Annotated in this window: 15 protein-coding genes; 10 read left to right on the forward strand and 5 right to left on the reverse strand. The window is 62.4% G+C overall.

Features of this window, described 5'->3' with window-relative positions:
- The first annotated feature begins 171 nt into the window (after positions 1 to 171).
- The 5 genes from ACFSDX_RS07795 (at position 172) to ACFSDX_RS07815 (ending at position 7717) form a co-directional block, all read left to right on the forward strand.
- The gene (locus ACFSDX_RS07795; RefSeq protein ID WP_382312729.1) at positions 172 to 2232 is read left to right on the forward strand and encodes a M13 family metallopeptidase; all 2061 of its coding nucleotides are present in this window, start codon (positions 172 to 174) and stop codon (positions 2230 to 2232) included.
- 262 nt (positions 2233 to 2494) lie between these two features.
- Complete coding sequence (locus tag ACFSDX_RS07800) at positions 2495 to 3253, forward strand: methyltransferase family protein (RefSeq protein WP_382312730.1); 759 nt, start codon at positions 2495 to 2497, stop codon at positions 3251 to 3253.
- Between the two features lie 168 nt (positions 3254 to 3421).
- Positions 3422 to 5497: a M13 family metallopeptidase gene (locus ACFSDX_RS07805; RefSeq protein WP_382312732.1), complete on the forward strand. Its 2076-nt coding sequence runs from the start codon at positions 3422 to 3424 to the stop codon at positions 5495 to 5497.
- A gap of 151 nt (positions 5498 to 5648) precedes the next feature.
- Positions 5649 to 6842, forward strand: coding sequence for a zinc dependent phospholipase C family protein (locus ACFSDX_RS07810; RefSeq protein WP_382312734.1), 1194 nt, complete (start codon positions 5649 to 5651; stop codon positions 6840 to 6842).
- A gap of 119 nt (positions 6843 to 6961) precedes the next feature.
- Entirely contained in the window at positions 6962 to 7717 is a 756-nt protein-coding gene (locus ACFSDX_RS07815; protein WP_382312736.1) for a peptidylprolyl isomerase, read from the forward strand.
- Between the two features lie 60 nt (positions 7718 to 7777).
- Here ACFSDX_RS07815 and ACFSDX_RS07820 read toward each other — a convergent pair whose 3' ends face one another.
- Both ACFSDX_RS07820 and ACFSDX_RS07825 read right to left on the reverse strand, forming a co-directional pair.
- Positions 7778 to 9079, reverse strand: coding sequence for a metal-dependent hydrolase family protein (locus ACFSDX_RS07820; RefSeq protein ID WP_382312737.1), 1302 nt, complete (start codon positions 9077 to 9079; stop codon positions 7778 to 7780).
- Positions 9080 to 9153: 74 nt separating this feature from the next.
- Positions 9154 to 9675, reverse strand: a complete 522-nt coding sequence (locus ACFSDX_RS07825) for a CinA family protein (protein ID WP_382312738.1) — start codon at positions 9673 to 9675, stop codon at positions 9154 to 9156.
- A 171-nt stretch (positions 9676 to 9846) separates the two neighbouring features.
- On the opposite strand from ACFSDX_RS07825, the gene ACFSDX_RS07830 reads away from it, so the two are divergent.
- The 3 genes from ACFSDX_RS07830 to ACFSDX_RS07840 all read left to right on the forward strand — a co-directional run bounded on the left by ACFSDX_RS07830 (position 9847) and on the right by ACFSDX_RS07840 (position 11662).
- Positions 9847 to 10101 (forward strand): acyl-CoA-binding protein, encoded by a 255-nt coding sequence (locus ACFSDX_RS07830; RefSeq protein ID WP_382312739.1) that lies wholly within the window; start codon positions 9847 to 9849, stop codon positions 10099 to 10101.
- A gap of 97 nt (positions 10102 to 10198) precedes the next feature.
- Positions 10199 to 11236, forward strand: a complete 1038-nt coding sequence (locus ACFSDX_RS07835) for a hypothetical protein (protein WP_382312740.1) — start codon at positions 10199 to 10201, stop codon at positions 11234 to 11236.
- Positions 11237 to 11299: 63 nt separating this feature from the next.
- Complete coding sequence (locus ACFSDX_RS07840; protein WP_382312741.1) at positions 11300 to 11662, forward strand: hypothetical protein; 363 nt, start codon at positions 11300 to 11302, stop codon at positions 11660 to 11662.
- A gap of 164 nt (positions 11663 to 11826) precedes the next feature.
- Here the strand turns inward: ACFSDX_RS07840 and ACFSDX_RS07845 are convergent, their stop codons facing one another.
- The gene (locus ACFSDX_RS07845; protein WP_382312742.1) at positions 11827 to 12057 is read right to left on the reverse strand and encodes a CDGSH iron-sulfur domain-containing protein; all 231 of its coding nucleotides are present in this window, start codon (positions 12055 to 12057) and stop codon (positions 11827 to 11829) included.
- Positions 12058 to 12095: 38 nt separating this feature from the next.
- Positions 12096 to 12617, reverse strand: a complete 522-nt coding sequence (locus ACFSDX_RS07850; protein WP_382312743.1) for a GNAT family N-acetyltransferase — start codon at positions 12615 to 12617, stop codon at positions 12096 to 12098.
- A 157-nt stretch (positions 12618 to 12774) separates the two neighbouring features.
- Between ACFSDX_RS07850 and ACFSDX_RS07855 the strand changes: the two genes are divergently transcribed.
- Complete coding sequence (locus ACFSDX_RS07855; RefSeq protein ID WP_382312744.1) at positions 12775 to 13263, forward strand: hypothetical protein; 489 nt, start codon at positions 12775 to 12777, stop codon at positions 13261 to 13263.
- A 56-nt stretch (positions 13264 to 13319) separates the two neighbouring features.
- Here ACFSDX_RS07855 and lepB read toward each other — a convergent pair whose 3' ends face one another.
- Positions 13320 to 14324 (reverse strand): signal peptidase I, encoded by a 1005-nt coding sequence (lepB, locus tag ACFSDX_RS07860; RefSeq protein ID WP_382312745.1) that lies wholly within the window; start codon positions 14322 to 14324, stop codon positions 13320 to 13322.
- 416 nt (positions 14325 to 14740) lie between these two features.
- On the opposite strand from lepB, the gene ACFSDX_RS07865 reads away from it, so the two are divergent.
- Positions 14741 to 16072 (forward strand): tetratricopeptide repeat protein, encoded by a 1332-nt coding sequence (locus ACFSDX_RS07865; protein WP_382312746.1) that lies wholly within the window; start codon positions 14741 to 14743, stop codon positions 16070 to 16072.
- The last annotated feature ends 36 nt before the right edge of the window (positions 16073 to 16108 follow it).

The raw sequence follows: 16108 nt of genomic DNA on the forward strand, positions 1-16108 counted from the left end.
TATGGCGGAAGGCCTGGGCTACTCATTCTCCCGAACCTGCCAATTGCTGGTGCCGAACCTTTCGGGCCTTTTCGGGCCTTTGGCACCTAGCCGCTCGGTAGCGCTTTTTTGCGCTCGCCCGTACCTTGCGGCTTCCATTTACTTTCTTTTCTCCCCTCTCACCTCACTTTTATGCTAAATTCTTCCCGGCCCCTGCGGGGCGCGGCCCTGGTGGCTGCCCTGCTGGGTTTGGGGTCCAGCACCCCCGCGCTGGCCCAAACAACGACGGCGGCCGCCCCGCGCGGCATCAACACCGCTAACATCGACAAGTCGGTGGCGCCCTGCGATAACTTCTTCTTGTACGCCTCGGGCAATTGGCTGAAAAATAATCCCGTGCCGGCCGCCGAGAGCCGCTGGGGCAGCTTCAACGAGCTGGCCGACCGCAACAACGCCACTCAAAAAGCCATTCTGGAAGAGCTGGTGCGCGGCGCGGGCACGGCCAAGCCGGGCTCCAATGCCCAAAAAGTAGGCTACTTCTACGCCTCGGCCATGGATACAATGGCCATCGACAAAGCGGGCCTCAAGTACCTCAAGCCCCACCTCGACCGCATCGCCGCCATCCAGACTTTGCCGCAGATGCAGCAGTTCTTGGCCGACCCGCGGGCGCAGGCGGGCAGCGTGTGGTACGGCTTTGGCGTGGGCCAAGACGAGAAAATCAGCACCCAGTATGCCGTGCAGGTAGGTCAGGGCGGCCTTTCGCTGCCCGACCGCGACTACTACCTGAGCGACAACGGGCGCATGAAAAACATTCGCGCCGCCTACCAGACGTACCAGACCAATATCTTCAAGCTCCTAGGTGACGATGCGGCCACCGCGGCCAAGAACGCCGCCACCGTGACGCGCCTCGAAACCAAGCTGGCCCAGGCCAGCCGCAGCCGCGTAGACCTGCGCGACCCGCAGAAGAACTACAATAAGATGACCGTGGCGCAGCTCAGCCAGGCCTATCCGAACCTCGATTTCTCGCAGGTGCTGAAGGCCAGCGGCCTGGGCACGGCCAAGGAAATTATCGTGGGCCAGCCCGAGTTTCTGAAGGAGGCCAACGCCATGCTGGCCGCCGAGCCCATTGCCGACCAGAAGCAGTATTTGCGTTTTCACTTGGTCACGAGCCTCATTCCGGCCCTGCCCAAGTCGTTTGGCGATGAGTCGTTCCGCTTTTCGCAGGTGCTGAGCGGCGCCAAGCAGCAGCAGCCCCGCTGGAAGCGCAGCCTGGCCGCCACCGACCGCGCCCTGGGGGAGGCGTTTGGCCAGCTCTACGTGGACAAGGCGTTTACGCCCGCCGCCAAGGCCAAGGCCAAGGAAATGATTGAGAACCTGCGCGCGGCCTACGCCGAGCGCATCCTGGCCACCGACTGGATGAGCGCCGCCACCAAGAAGGAGGCCATCACCAAGCTCAACGCCTTTGCGGTAAAAATCGGCTACCCCGACAAGTGGAAAGACTATTCGAAGCTGAACGTGGTGCGCGAGAGCTATTTGAATAACCTGGTGGCCGCCCGCATCTGGAGCAGCCAGGACGAGCTGAACCACTTCGGCAAGCCCATCGACCGGGGCGAGTGGGGCATGACGCCGCCCACCGTGAACGCCTACTACAACCCGCCGATGAACGAGATTGTGTTCCCGGCTGGCATTCTGCAAGCGCCTTTCTACGACCCCAAGGCTGATGATGCGGTGAACTACGGCGGCATCGGCGCCGTGATTGGCCACGAAATGACCCACGGCTTTGATGACCAGGGCCGCCAGTACGACTCGAAGGGCAACCTGCGCGACTGGTGGACCAAGGAAGACAACGATAAATTCAATGCCAAGGCCGCGATGGTGGGCAAGCAGTACGACGCTTTCTCGCCCCTCGACTCGGTGCACGTGAACGGCAAGCTGACGATGGGCGAGAACCTGGCCGACCTAGGTGGCCTCACCATCGCCTACCAGGCCTACCAGAAAACGCCCGAGTTCAAGGCGCATAAGAGCGTCGATGGCTTCACGCCCGAGCAGCGCTTCTTCCTGGGCTGGGCCCAAATCTGGCGCACGAACGCCCGGCCCGAGTACCTGCGCCAGCAGGTGCAAACCGACCCGCACTCGCCGGCCCAGTTCCGCACCAACGGCCCGCTCATGAACATGCCTGAGTTTTACCAAGCCTTCGGCTGCAAGCCCACCGACAAGATGGAGCGGCCCACGGCTGAGCAAGCGCGCATCTGGTAAGGTCAACGCCTTTCCTAGGTGCTTCCAAGAAGTCCCGGCTCCGCAGAGCCGGGACTTCTTTTTTATGATTTTTTATAAGCAGAAGGGTCTATTTCTCTTAGGCCCAGCTGTGGCAGCGCGAGGCGCCAGCCAGCGAGAAAGTTGGTGGGAAGAGGGTTCGGCCGGGTTGGCCGAGGGAATCGGCCCCGTGGTCGAGGGGCCGGCACGAACGGGGCGACCTAGGGCGTTCAGTTGGTTCCTTCCCCCATTAGACCAGTCTGTTATGCCTTTACGAGAAGAATCGGAGCGCCACGGTAATTGGCTTTTTCAGCGCCGCAGCTGGCTCCCGCTGCTGTTGTACCCGTTTGCCATCGGCGTCATGTGCGCCTACCCGGCCGCCACGGCCCGCTACATCCTGAGTGATAGCTGGGGCTTGCTGTGCCTGGGCGTGTCGCTGGCGGGGCTGGGTGTGCGGGCCTTCACCATCGGCTACACGCCGCAGGGTACGTCGGGCCGCAATACCGACCACCAAGTGGCCGAGTCGCTCAACCAAACCGGCCTGTACTCGGTGGTGCGGCACCCGCTCTACCTTGGCAATTTTCTGATGTGGCTCGGGCTGTTTATGTTCATCGGCGTGTGGTGGTTTGTGGCCATCTGCAGCCTGGTGTACTGGCTCTACTACGAGCGCATTATGTACGCCGAAGAAGAGTTTTTGCGCCGCAAGTACGGCGCGCAGTACGAGCAGTGGGCCAGCCGCACGCCCGCTTTCCTGCCCCGGCTTTCGGGCTGGGTGCCCGCGCCGCTCGCCTTTTCTTTCAAGAACGTGCTCAAGCGCGAGTACAACGGCTTGTTTGCCATCGTCGTGTCGTTTGTGGTGCTGGTCGGCCTTAGCCGTTGGCTGGGGGAGCCCCGCGCCGGGCTGGGCGCATTGGTCGAGATAGGGCAGCTGTGGCGGGTGGTTTTTGTGGTGGGCGCCAGCATTTTTATCGGGTTGCGCACGCTCAAGAAGAACACGCACGTGTTGGATATTGCGGGGCGCTAACGGCCCCTAGGTGCCTCACAAAGCCCATTCTGCCGCGCAGGATGGGCTTTTATATGATATTGCAGGGAGGTGGGTGGTTTTCGACCCCAGAATGATGCAACTGTGGCGGTGGGTGCGCATCTATACCCTACCTTAGTTACCCCACTTTTCCCCTACTCTTACCTTTTTATGAATACTGCTACTATCTCGCGGCTGGTGCTGGCTACGCTGGGCCTGGGTGGCCTAGCCGCTACCACGGCCTTCGGGCCGCCTACCAACCAAAGGTCAGCGTCAGCTAAGCCAAACCCGCCCCAGAAGGGCATCGGCATCAACCTGGCCAACATTGATACGTCGGTGCAGCCCTGCGAGGACTTCTACCACTACGCCAACGGTACCTGGCTGAAAAACAACCCCGTGCCGGCCGCCGAAACCCGCTGGGGCAGCTTCAACGAGCTGGCCAATAACAACCAGGCCGTGGAGCGCCGCATCCTGGAGAAAGCCGCTGCCAACCGCACCGCCAAGGCCGGCACCAACGACCAGAAAGTGGGCGACTTCTACGCCGCCGCCATGGACTCGGTGGGCATCGAAAAGGCTGGCCTCAAGTATTTGCAGCCGCGCCTAGAGGAGGTGAAAAACCTCAAGAGCCTGGCTGATATCCAGAAGTACATGGCCGGCTCGCACTACTCGGGCGGCTGGTACGGCATGGGCGTGGGCCAGGACAGCAAGAACAGCACGCAGTACGCCGTGCAGCTGCGCCAGGGCGGCCTAGGCCTCGGCGACCGCGACTATTACCTCAAGCAGGATGGCCGCTCGAAGGCCGTGCGCACGGCCTACAAGGCCTACATGACCAGCGTGTTTCAGCTGCTAGGCGATGCGCCGAGTCTGGCCGCCACCAACGCCGATGCCGTAATCGCGCTCGAAACCAAGCTCGCCGAAGCCAGCCGCGACCGCGTGGCCCTGCGCGACCGCCTTAAGAACTACAACAAGGTGCCCGTGGCCCAGGCCGTGAAGGACTACCCCAACCTGAACCTGCCCCTGCGCCTCAAGGAAGCTGGCCTAGGTGGCGCCCAGGACGTAATTATCGGCCAGCCCGAGTTTCTGACGGCCGCCAACAACCTGCTCGCCAGCACGCCCATCGCCGACCAGCAGCAGTACCTGCGCTGGAACCTGGTGGACGGCGTGACCTCGGCCCTGCCCAAAGTCTACGGCGACGCCAGCTTCCGCTTTCAGCAGGTGCTGACGGGCGCCAAGCAGCAGCAGCCCCGCTGGAAGCGCGCCCTGCGCGCGACCGACGGTGCCCTAGGGGAGGCGTTTGGTCAGCTTTACGTGGATGAGGCGTTTTCGCCCGCTGCCAAGGCCCGCGCCAAGCAGATGGTCGAGAACCTGCGCGCGGCCTACGCCGAGCGCATCATGGCCACCGACTGGATGAGCGCCGACACCAAGAAGGAAGCCATCCAGAAGTTGAATGCCTTCGCGGTAAAAATCGGCTACCCGGATAAGTGGAAGGACTATTCGAAGCTGAAAATCACCCGCGAGAGCGCCCTGCAAAACCTGTTTGCCACCGCTGAATGGCGCCGCGCCGACAACCTAGGCAAGTTTGGCAAGCCCATCGACCGGGGCGAGTGGGGCATGACCCCGCCCACCGTGAACGCGTATTACAACTCGAGCATGAATGAAATCGTGTTCCCAGCCGGCATCTTGCAGCCCCCGTTTTACGACCCCAAGGCCGACGATGCGGTAAACTATGGCGGCGTGGGCGCGGTAATCGGCCATGAAATGACGCACGGCTTCGACGACCAAGGCCGCCGCTCCGATGCCAAAGGCAACCTGCGCGACTGGTGGACCAAGGAGGACAACGATAAGTTTAATGCCAAGGCCGACATGGTGGGCAAGCAGTACGACGCCTTCTCGCCTCTCGATTCGGTGCACGTGAACGGCAAGCTGACGATGGGCGAGAACCTGGCCGACATCGGCGGCATCACCATCGCCTACCAAGCCTTCCAGAAAACGGCGCAGTTCAAGGGTGGCCAGAAGATTGATGGTTTCTCACCCAGCCAGCGCTTCTTCTTGGGCTACGCCCAAATCTGGCGCGCCAACCAGCGCCCCGAGGCCTTGCGCCAGCAGGTGCAAACCGACCCGCATTCGCCCGGCCAGTACCGCACCAACGGCCCGCTCATGAACATGCCCGAGTTCTACGAGGCCTTCGGCTGCAAAGACGGCAACAAGATGGTGCGCGCCCAAGCCGACCGCTCGCGCATCTGGTAGGCTGCTTTTAAGTTAAATTGAGAAAGCCCGGCCATATTGGCCGGGCTTTTTTGTGTTTCGGCGTTCTGAGCCTCTGCGCTACATCACTACGCTGAGTACTTTTGCTTATCAACCATTATTGTTAATTAGCACCCGATTCTTACTCTTATTTATGAAGAAACTTATTCTTAGCCTAGGCCTAGTCGCCGCGCTGCTGGGGCCACTGGCCCCGGCCGCCCACGCCTGGGGCTTCTTTGGGCACCGCGTTATCACGCAGGTGGCCGTGTATGAGCTGCCGGCCGGCATGCAGGCCTACTATTTCCGGCACCTGCCGCAGCTGGTGCGCCTGTGCACCGCCCCCGACGAGCGCCGCAACCAGGACAAGGCCGAGGCCAGCCGCCACTACATCGACATGGACCACTACGCCGAGGATAATCCCTTTGCTAAGATGCCCCGCGACTATGAGGCGGCCCAAGAAAAATTTACGGCCGACACCCTGCGCAAGTACGGCACCGTGCCCTGGACCGTGCTCGACAACCGCGCCAAGCTGGTCGAGGCCTTCCGCGAGCGCGATACCACGGCCATCATCCAGTATTCGGCCGAGCTGGCCCACTATGTGGAAGACGCCTTCGTGCCGCTGCACACCACCGTCAACTATGACGGCCAGCTCACCAACCAGGGCGGCCTGCACAGCCTCTGGGAAAGCCAGTTGCCCGAGCGCTACCTGCTCACCTACAAGCTGAGCGGCGACGAAGCCAAGGTGCTCAAAAATCCGCAGGACGATATCTGGGGCGTTATTCAGGGTAGCTATGGCTTCCTCACGGCCACCTTCGACCTCGAAACCAAGGCCAGCAAGGGCTTCACGCCCCAAACCAAGTACACCTACACCCACCGCTATGGCAAAACCCAGCGTCGCTACTCCGACGCCTTCGCCGACGAGTACAACAAGCTGGTGGGCGGGCAGGTCGATTTTCGGATGCGCCAAGCCGCGCCCATGGTGGCCTCGTTCTGGCTCTCGGCCTGGCAGGAGGCCGGCCGCCCCGACCTAGGTACCTACATGTACCCCGCCAAGCTCAGTAAAGACGAAAAGACTAGCCTGGAAACGCAGCTAAAGTCCTTCAAGGCCAACACCCTGCCCCAGGACCAGCTGCTGCTGGCCCAGCAAAAGGAGAAAAAAGCCGAAGCCCCCGACGAAATAAAAGCCGCCGACCCCAACGAGGCCCTGCCGCCGCCCCCGCCCGAGCCCACCCCCGCCGAGGAGCCCGCCGCGCCCGTGGCCGTGCCCGCCGCCCCCACCAAAGTCAAAATCAAAACCAAAGGCGCCGCCGGCACCGAAAAGACCAAGAGCAAGCCCGCCAGCTGGTAGGCTCGGCGTTTGGCCCTAGGTTGTCATTGCGAGGAGGAACGACGAAGCAACCCTTCCTTTGCGTCAGGCGAGTGTTCGCCCACGTAAAAGGAAAGGTTGCTTCGTCGTTCCTCCTCGCAATGACAAACGTATTTCGCATAGTTCGTCCGCTCATTCCCAGCCTGGCCTTAGGGCTGCTCGCTGCCTGCGGCCCCGCCGACAAGCCCGCCGCCACCGCCCCGCCGCCCAAGCCCAAGCTGCCGGGCCCCGATATTGCGGCCCTCACCGACACCACGGCCCCGGCCGCGCTGCGCGCCTACGGCCAGCAATACCCCGGCTCAGAAGTGCTGGTGCAAACCCGCTTTGGCAACATTCGCATCAAGCTCTACGACGATACGCCGCTGCACAAGGCCAATTTCCTGCTGCTGGCTCGGCGCGGTGTGTTCGACGAAACGGTGTTTAACCGCGTGGTGAAGGGCTTTGCCGTGCAGGGCGGCCAAACCAGCACTTCGCGCACCATCCGGCTGCGGCGCTACCGCCTGCCGCCCGAGGTGCGGCCTAATCACTTCCACTTTAAAGGTGCCCTAGGTATGGCCCGCTACGACGACGCCGAGAACCCGCAGCACCTGTCGTCCAACACCGACTTCTACTTCGTCCTAGGTGAGAAATTCACGCCCGCCGAGGCTAAGCTCAACGCCGGCCGCCGCCTCACCCCCGCGCAAGTAAAGACCTACGCCACCAAGGGCGGCGTGCCCGCGCTCGATGGCACCTATACCGTCTTCGGCGAGGTAGTGGAAGGGCTCGACGTGGTCGAGAAAATCTCGCAAGTGCCCGTCAACCCCCAGGATAAGTGGCCCGTGCAGGACGTGGGCATGAAAGTGACGGTGGTAAAGTAATGAGCAATGAGTAATTAACAATGAGCAGGCTGAATGGGTGACCTGCTCATTACCAATTGCTCATTGCTCATTTTTATAAACTACGCCCGCCTTCATCACGAACCGGGGCCGGGTGAGGGCTGAAATATCCTGCAAGGGGTCGCCGTCCACGGCTACCACGTCGGCAAATTTGCCGGTTTCGAGGGCGCCTAGGTTGGCGGGGTCGCCCAGGAGCTGCGCGGCATTGAGGGTAGCGGCCCGGATGGCTTCGAGCGGCGGCATGCCGGCCTCGGTCATGTAGCCAAATTCCAGCGCGTTTTGGCCGTGGCGATACACGCCGGCATCGGTGCCGAAGGCCACGCGCACGCCCGCCTTGTAGGCGCGCCCGAAGGTGCCCTGCATCACGGTGCCGATGCTGATGGCCTTGCCCGCCACCACCGCCGGGAAATAGCCGGGGTGCCGTCGCGCGGTGTCGGCCACCGACTTGCCGGCAATGAGGGTGGGCACGTACCAGGCCTTCGACTTCTTGAAGAGCGCAATGCCCTCATCATCCAGGAGCGAGCCGTGGTCGATGCTGCTCACGCCGGCCCGCAGCGCCCGCTTGATGCCCTCGGGGCCGTGCGCGTGGCAGGCCACGGGCATGCCGAGGTCGCGCGCGGTTTCGACCACCGCCCTTATTTCTTCTTCTGTGTACTGCGGGCCGCTGCCGTTGGGGCTCAGGTCGAGCACGCCGCCGGTGCTGGCGATTTTGATGAGGTCGGCGCCGCGCTTAAACTGCTCGCGCACGGCCTGCCGGCACTGGTCGGGGCCGTTGGCGATGTTGCTGGGGTGGCCGAGCTTGTCCATCATGTCGGCGCTGAGGCCGTCGCCCTCGTCCATGTGCCCGCCAGTGGCCGAGATGGCAGTGCCCGCCGAGTAGATGCGCGGGCCCGGCACTAGGCCGCGGTTCACGGCGTTGCGCAGGGCCGTGTTCACGCCCGAGCCGCCGCAGTCGCGCACCGTGGTGAAGCCCGCCCGCAGCGTGGTCAGCGCGTAGCCCTGCGCCCGGTAGGCGATATCGGCCGGCCCCAGGGTAAACTGCTCGGTGAAGGAACTGCGGCTCTGCTGGCTCTCTAGGTGCACGTGGCAGTCGATGAGGCCGGGCAGCACCGTCTTGTTTTCGAGGTTAATAACCTTGTCCTGGGCCGTGGGCGCGGCCGTGTAGCCGGCCTGCACCGCCACAATGCGGTCTCGGTCCACCACCAGCGTTTGCTGGCTCAGCAGGCGGCCGCTGCGCACGTCGAGCAGGCGCCCGCAGTGCAGGTAGGTTTTTTGGGCAAACGCCGCCGGGCCAGCGAGCCCTAGGGTGGTGAGCAGGAGTAAGGTGCGGGTAGCCGTGCGCATAGACTAAGAGACGAAAAAATGAGATTATTTCGTCGCAAGCTACGCGGTGGCCCGGCTTCGCCCAACCAGCCCCGCTACGCGGGCTCCGGCTTCACGGGTTGCAGGCGGGTGAGCAAATCGGTGAGGCGCTGGTAGATAAAATCGGCGGCCTGCTGGCGCATGCTATTGGCATCGCCCTTAAACAGCGTGCGAAACTCGTGGATGTGCTTATCAACAAAAATGGACACGAACACCGTGCCCACCGGCTTGTCGGGGGTGGCCGAGGGGCCGGGGCCGCACAGGCCCGTCACGGCCACGCACACGTCGGCCTGGGGCAGCTGGCGGTGCAGGCCCATCACCATTTCGTTGGTGGTTTGCTGGCTTTCGGCCGAGTAGAGGGCGAGGGTTTCGGCGCTCACGCCTAGTAGCTGCTGCTTGGCCTGCACGTGGTAGGTCACCACCGAGCCCAGCAGCACGTCGCTGATGCCCTCGGCCGGGGCCAACTGGGCCGCCACCAGGCCGCAAGTACAGCTTTCGGCCAGAGCCAGGGTGAGTTTATATTGTAAAAAAAGCTTGACGAGGGAAGTGCAGTCGGATGAGAAGGGCGAGGGTTTCATGTAGCGAACAGGAAGGATAAGAAGTTATTCAGGCGCCCTACGTAGCCCGCCCGCCGCCGTGTTGCGGTCGAGTTTAACGCCCTAGGGGCCACAATTGCCGCTTGCGCGCTACGTTTGTGGCCGTAAGGCTGGCCAGTGCGCCGGTTATTTTATCCTGCTTTTCCCTCCGTCATGACCACCCAAGAAGATTTTGAGGCCGCCGCCCAGCGCGCCCAGCAGTTGCCCGCCAAGCCCAGTAACACGGTGCTGCTCCAACTCTACGCCCTCTACAAGCAAGCCACCGAAGGCGACTCCACCGGCCCGCGCCCCGGCGGCTTCGACTTCAAGGCCATCGCCAAGTACGACGCCTGGTACCAGCTCGCCGGCCTCAGCAAAGACGCCGCCCGCCAGCAGTACGTGGAGCTGGTGAGCGAGCTGGCGGGGTAAGTTTTAGTGATTAGTTCGTAGTGGTTAGTGATTAATTATCAATGAGTAGCTAACGCCGAGAGTTAATCACTAACCACTACAAACTAACCACTACAAAATGAACATTTCGCGCAAAAAGCCGAGCTACCCGCTCACGCCGGCCTTGCGGCAGTACCTGCGCGACTACGACCGCGAGGCGCCGCTGCCCGTGAGCTACGCCGACCTAGGGCGGTACAGCAACTCGTTTGCGCTATTCGACCGCACGGGGCGCGACACGCTCTGGCAAACCGTGTTTTATGAGCCGCAGGCGATGCTCGAGCTCAGCGCGGGCCTGGTGCAGGTGTACGCGCTACTCAAAACGGCCGGCGACTTGTCCTTCACCGAGCACCTGCTGGCCGACCGCATCGACTACTGCCGCTTCGGCAACTCCAACCCGTTTCGGGTGCGCATCCTCAACCAGCTCAACGACAACTACGACTACTTCTACGTGAAGCAGGCCGATGCCTCGCGCCTCTACGGCCTGGAGCTCGAGCATTTGCTGTCGCCCAACTCGATGAACTACCTGGTCGATACTGGCAATACGCTCATTGAGGAGCACATTGCCGGCATTCCGGGTGATGATTTTATTCGGCTGCGCTTGCAGCTGCCGCACCTCAATCAAGTGCGGATTGCCAAGGAGTTTGTGAAGTTCAACGAGCGCTGCTTTGCGCGCCTGCTCGGCGATATGCGGGCCTACAACTATGTCATCGACGTCACGCCCGACTTTGAGGACGAGCAGTACCGGGTGCGGGCCATCGACTTCGACCAGCAGAGCTACGAGGGCCGCCGCATTATGTACCAGCCCCAGCATTTCAAAGACAATGGCCCCGTGGTGGACATGTGCGCCCGCCTGCTCAAGCCCGAAAGCCTGCGCCAGTACCAGGCCGAAGAGCGCACCCTGATGGCCCGCCGCGCCCGCGCTGAGCGCCACCGCCTCAAGGCTCTGCTCGACGTGATGCGCCGCCAGGAGCTGGCTCCCGCCGAGAAAATAGACGAGCTCAAAGGCGCCCTCAACCGCTACCACCGCACCACCAAATTTGACTATTGCGACTCGATGGGCGACGTGGTGCGCCAGAACCTGTGGCTGATGCTCTGGCCCGCGCGCCCGCCGCTGTAATGCCCGAGGGCTGCCCGGCGATATAGTAACCTAGGTGGCAAATATGGGCCACCGCCCCTTCGTATGGTAACTGTTCAGGAACAGGGTGATACCGTAGTTTTTACGGTAGAAGGCTGGCACAAGCTCTGGGCGATGCGCAGCGAATTGCGCATCCCGCGCACGCACATCCTAGGTGCCCGGCGCGACCCCGAGGCGTCGAAGGCGTGGGGCATCCGCGCCCCCGGCACCCACATCCCCGGCCTACTCAAAGCTGGTACTTTTTACTTCGATAACACGGGTGACAACAAGCCCACCTTCCTGGACGTGCAGCACCGCGAAAATACGGTGGTAATCGACCTGGCGGACGAAGAATATAATCGCCTCATCATCGAAGTGGCCGACCCTGATGAGGTGGTGGCGCTGTTTGGCCCTGCGGCGGCGACCTAGGCGATTATTTAGTTGCTTAAAATGAAGAGGCCGCCTGGTTGTACCAGACGGCCTCTTCATTTTAAGCGAGTTGTAGGGTGCGGGGCTTGCCCCCGCCCGGCGTTGCTGAGCCAATTGTATGCTCAGCAACGCCGGGCGGGGGCCAGCCCCGCACCCTACCAGCGTTACACCGCTGGCTTCGGCGCGGGCAAATCAAACGCCGTGGCGTCGTGCTCGAAGTGGCCCTTGTGCGAACCGTCGCAGAAGGGCTTTTGGGCGCTCAGGCCGCAGCGGCAGATGCTGATGCGCTCGCGGCCACCTAGGCCGTAGGGCTGGCCTTTGGCATCTACGAGTTCGAAATCATTGCCCTCCACGCGGAGCGAGCCGTTGGCGAGAACGGTAAGTTTAGTAGCCATAAAAAGGGGGTTGGGGTTGGTAAAATAAAGGGGAACGGCTACAACTCTTTGCGCAGCACAAAATCATTCATCCAGTACGGGCCGATGGCGATGTCTTCCTCGCGGTGCTGGGCAAAGCCCTGGCGCTCGTAGAAGCTGAGGGCGGGGTTGTGGCGGTTCACGTTGAGCTCCAGCACGCGGCCGCCCACTTCGCGCACTGCGTTTTCAACCGCCAGAATGAGTTTTTGGCCCAGGCCCTGGCCTTGGTGCGAGGGCAGCACGTAGATTTTATTGAGGTGGTACACGCCCTCGGGCTTCTCCGAATAGGAGGCGAAGCCGCTGGGGTGGCCCTCCACGTAGGCCAGCAAAAAGGCGTGGTGCTGGTCGCGCATTTGCTTGCGCAGCGAGGCCGGCGTATAAATGACGCGGTACATGTACTCAATCTGCTCCTTCGAGATGATGAAGCGATACGTAGGCTCCCAGGTGGCCTCGGCCAGCGTGATGATGGTCGGAATATCCTGCTCGGTAGCAGGCTGAATATGGAGGGGCGCGGCCGGCGCGGCGGGAACGAGTGCAGACATAATTAACAAAAAGATAAGCGAAGGTCGGCGATAAACCCGACTTTTGCGCCCCGCCAAGCATACGCAAAGTGCCCTTCGGCCGTTGACTAGCCCAAATTGGCCCGCAACTTGGTAGGTGGGCCGTAGTACTACTTCCGGTTTTTATTGTTTCCTACCCATGACCACTTCCCGCACCTTCCGCCTTCCCGATTCTCGCCTCGTACTAGCTGGCTTGCTGCTGGCCGCGCTGCCGCTGGCCGCTCAGGCCCAGCAGGCCGGCGACCTCACTGGCTCGCGCCCGAGCGCCGCTGCCTCCCGCACCGCCGCCAGCCAGTCGGCCAAAGCCGGCGCCAATGCCGACGCGGGCCTGGCCTCGCTGATTAAGGAGGGCGTGGACCTGAACCGCGCTACCGCCGACCAGATGCCCGACCTTTACGGCCGCTTTATCGACGCCGTGCGCGAGCAGCGCCGCCAGTGGACCGAGCGCGACTGGACCAACGCCAACGACGCCCTCAGCCGCCTCAACGCCCGCTACGAAGCTGTGCGCACTGACATTGACATGGAAGACCGCCTCCGCATCCGGTCGTGGCAGGGTGAGTTTCGCACCCTGCAAGGCGCCCGCAAGGTCAATCAAAAGCTTGACGAAAAGAACGTTAACGTAAAATAGCGCGCCACCCGCCGCTGGGTAGGGCGCCGGCCCTAGGTGTCCTGCCCAGCTACCGGCTACCTGATGGGCCTGCCGATGCGGTGCCAGCGAATTTTGTGCAGCGCATCGGCGTAGGGGTCCAGCGAAAACCACACCCGCGCGGCCCGGCCCACTAGGTAGTTTTCGGGCACAAAGCCCCAGAAGCGCGAGTCCTCGGAATTGTGGCGGTTGTCGCCGAGCACGAAATAGTAGTTCTGCTTAATCGTGTACTGCGTCAGGGGCCGGCCGTGCTGGTATATCCTGCCCTGCTGCCAGCTAATGCCGGGGTTGGGCTCATACTGCGCCACGATTTTGTAGTAAGTAGCGGCATTGGCGGGCGTTAGCGCGATGGTTTGGCCCTTTTTGGGCACGGCAAGCGGCCCGTAGTCGTCGAGCTGCCAGTTTCGCGGCACCGCACTGCGCGCCTGGGAAACCCGAAAATCGACCTGGTCCGGAAACAAAGTGCCAGCGGGCACGTGGCCCCCGGCCTCGGCAAGCGCCCGCACGTAGGGCTGGCGGCGCAGGTAGGCGGCCGTGGCCGCGGGGCAGCTGATGAGGTAGCCCAGCCGCCCCGTTTCGAGGTTGGTAGTCACCGCGGGCAGGCCGCTCGGTTCTAGGTTATCGACTATTCCGAGGGCTCGCAGCGCGGCCTGCACCTCGTCGCCAGGGGCCGCCACTTCGAGGAAATAGGTCAGCTGCAACTGGCCCGTGCCCGGCGCCGGCCGGCCATTGAGCAGCACCTGCCCCCGGCGGATGGCCAGCGTATCGCCGGCCCCGGCCACGCAGCGCTTGATGAGGAGCGTGCGCTGCTTGGCGCCGCGCTGCGGCTCGTAGGGAGCGTAGAATACTACCACATCGTTGCGCTGCGGGTCAGGGTCGTCGGTAGTTAATTTGTTGATGGATACGTAGTCACCCACCAGCAGCGAGCGCTCCATGCTATCGGAAGGTATTACGTAGGCCGTTGCCAGCGCCCAGCTGAGCAGCACGGCCGCCAGCGCGAGCAGAAGCCAGCCGGCTAGCTTAATCTGAGGTTTTGAAAACAACGTATTTGCCCGAAATAGTACGGCAGCCGAGGCCGCGTGCGGAAAACCAAACGCTAAAAGTAGCAGCTGCAGCCACCTAGGGCGGCCGCGAAGCAGGCGCTACAAAATTCAGGTATATTATAATTGTGGCAATCTGCCTGGGCCGCCTCAACCGTAGATGGCACCAGCCACTGTATCCGACTAACCAGCTTATAGGTAGCCACTAAAACTAGCTGGCTTGCGCCACGAATGGCTTGCGGTGGGAAGCGCCTGGGGTACCCGCCTCGCTGAGCATTGTGCCAGTAAAGTTCTACCTTAGCGGCCGCCGCGCCAGCTTATTGGCGAGCGGCCAAAGTGGGGGAGGCGGCGAGCGGGCCGCTGGGGCGGAAAGTTTTTGGAGTATATCGTAAGTTCAGGTACCTAACGCTCTTTTTTCTGTGCAGAAAAAACTCTACCCCACCCTTTTAGTAGTTTTTGGCCTGGCCGTGGCCGCCATCATTTTCTTTAAGCAACAGCGCCCGGCCGCCCTGCCCGAGCCCAAAAATCGCATCGGCCGCTTGGCGTTGGGCGGCGAGTGGCTGAACACCAAAGCCGCCATGGAAGGCCTGCTGGCCAAGCTGCGCGCCGACCCCACCGACCAGAAAAGCCGCTTGCTGCTGGCCGAAGCCTACATGCAGGAAGGCCGCGTGACCGGCAACCACCCTTACTATGACGCGGCCGCCATGCAACTGCTGCAAGAAGTGCTCAAGGCCGAGCCCGAAAGCTTCGAGGCGCTGTGCTGCCAGGCCTCGCTGAGCCTCACCCAGCACCATTTTTCGCAGGGTTTGGCGCTGGCCGAGCAGGCGCAGGCCATCAACCCCAACAGCGGCTATGTCTATGGCCTGCTGACCGATGCCAACGTGGAGCTGGGCCACTACGACCAAGCCGTGAAGATGGCCGACAAGATGAACCAGGTGCGCCCTGACCTCACGGCCTACGCCCGCGTGAGCTACCTGCGCGAGATTCATGGCGACCTGCCGGGCGCCATTCAAGCCATGGACATGGCCGTGAAAGCTGGCTTTGCGGGCCTCGAGCAAACCGAGTGGAGCCGCGTGGCCCTAGGCCACCTCTACGAAGTGAGCGGGCAACTCGACCAGGCCCAGGGATACTACCAGCAGGCCCTAGAACTGCGTCCCAACTACGCCTACGCCCTAGCCGGCCTGGCCCGCGTGGCCGCCGCCCGCCACGACTACCCCACCGCCATTCAAAACCTGAACTTGGCCCGCGCCACGGTCAAGGACTACGCCTTCACCGACGAGCTAGTGGATGTGTACCGCCTCAACCACCAGCCCGCCGAAGCCGCCAAAATGGCCCAGGAATCGGTAGCCATGCTGGCCGACGCCGCCCAGCAAGCCAATGATAATGAGGAGCTAGGCCACTACACCGACCGCGAGCTGGCCTACGCCTACCTCAAAATCGGCGACCTAGGCAAAGCCCTGGAGCACGCCAAAATAGAGTACGCCCGCCGCCCCGATAACATCGACGTCAACGAAACCCTGGCCTGGGTACACTACAAGCGCGGCGAGTATGCCGAGGCCCAGAAGTACATGCAGGTGGCTCGCCGAACCAACTCGCAAAACCCCGTGTTGCTCGGCCGCGCCGGCCTCATCCTGAGCAAAGTTGGCAAGGCGGCCGAGGGGCGCGCCCTCATCGAAAAAGCCGTAAAAACTGCGCCATACCTCAACCCTGAGGTGACGGCCGAAGGCGAAAACCTGTTGGCCACCCGGTAAGAATATGGCTGAGCTTATAACCGCTCGTCCTTGCGA

The organism is Hymenobacter bucti, assembly GCF_042681145.1.
Classification (GTDB): Bacteria; Bacteroidota; Bacteroidia; order Cytophagales; family Hymenobacteraceae; genus Hymenobacter; species Hymenobacter bucti.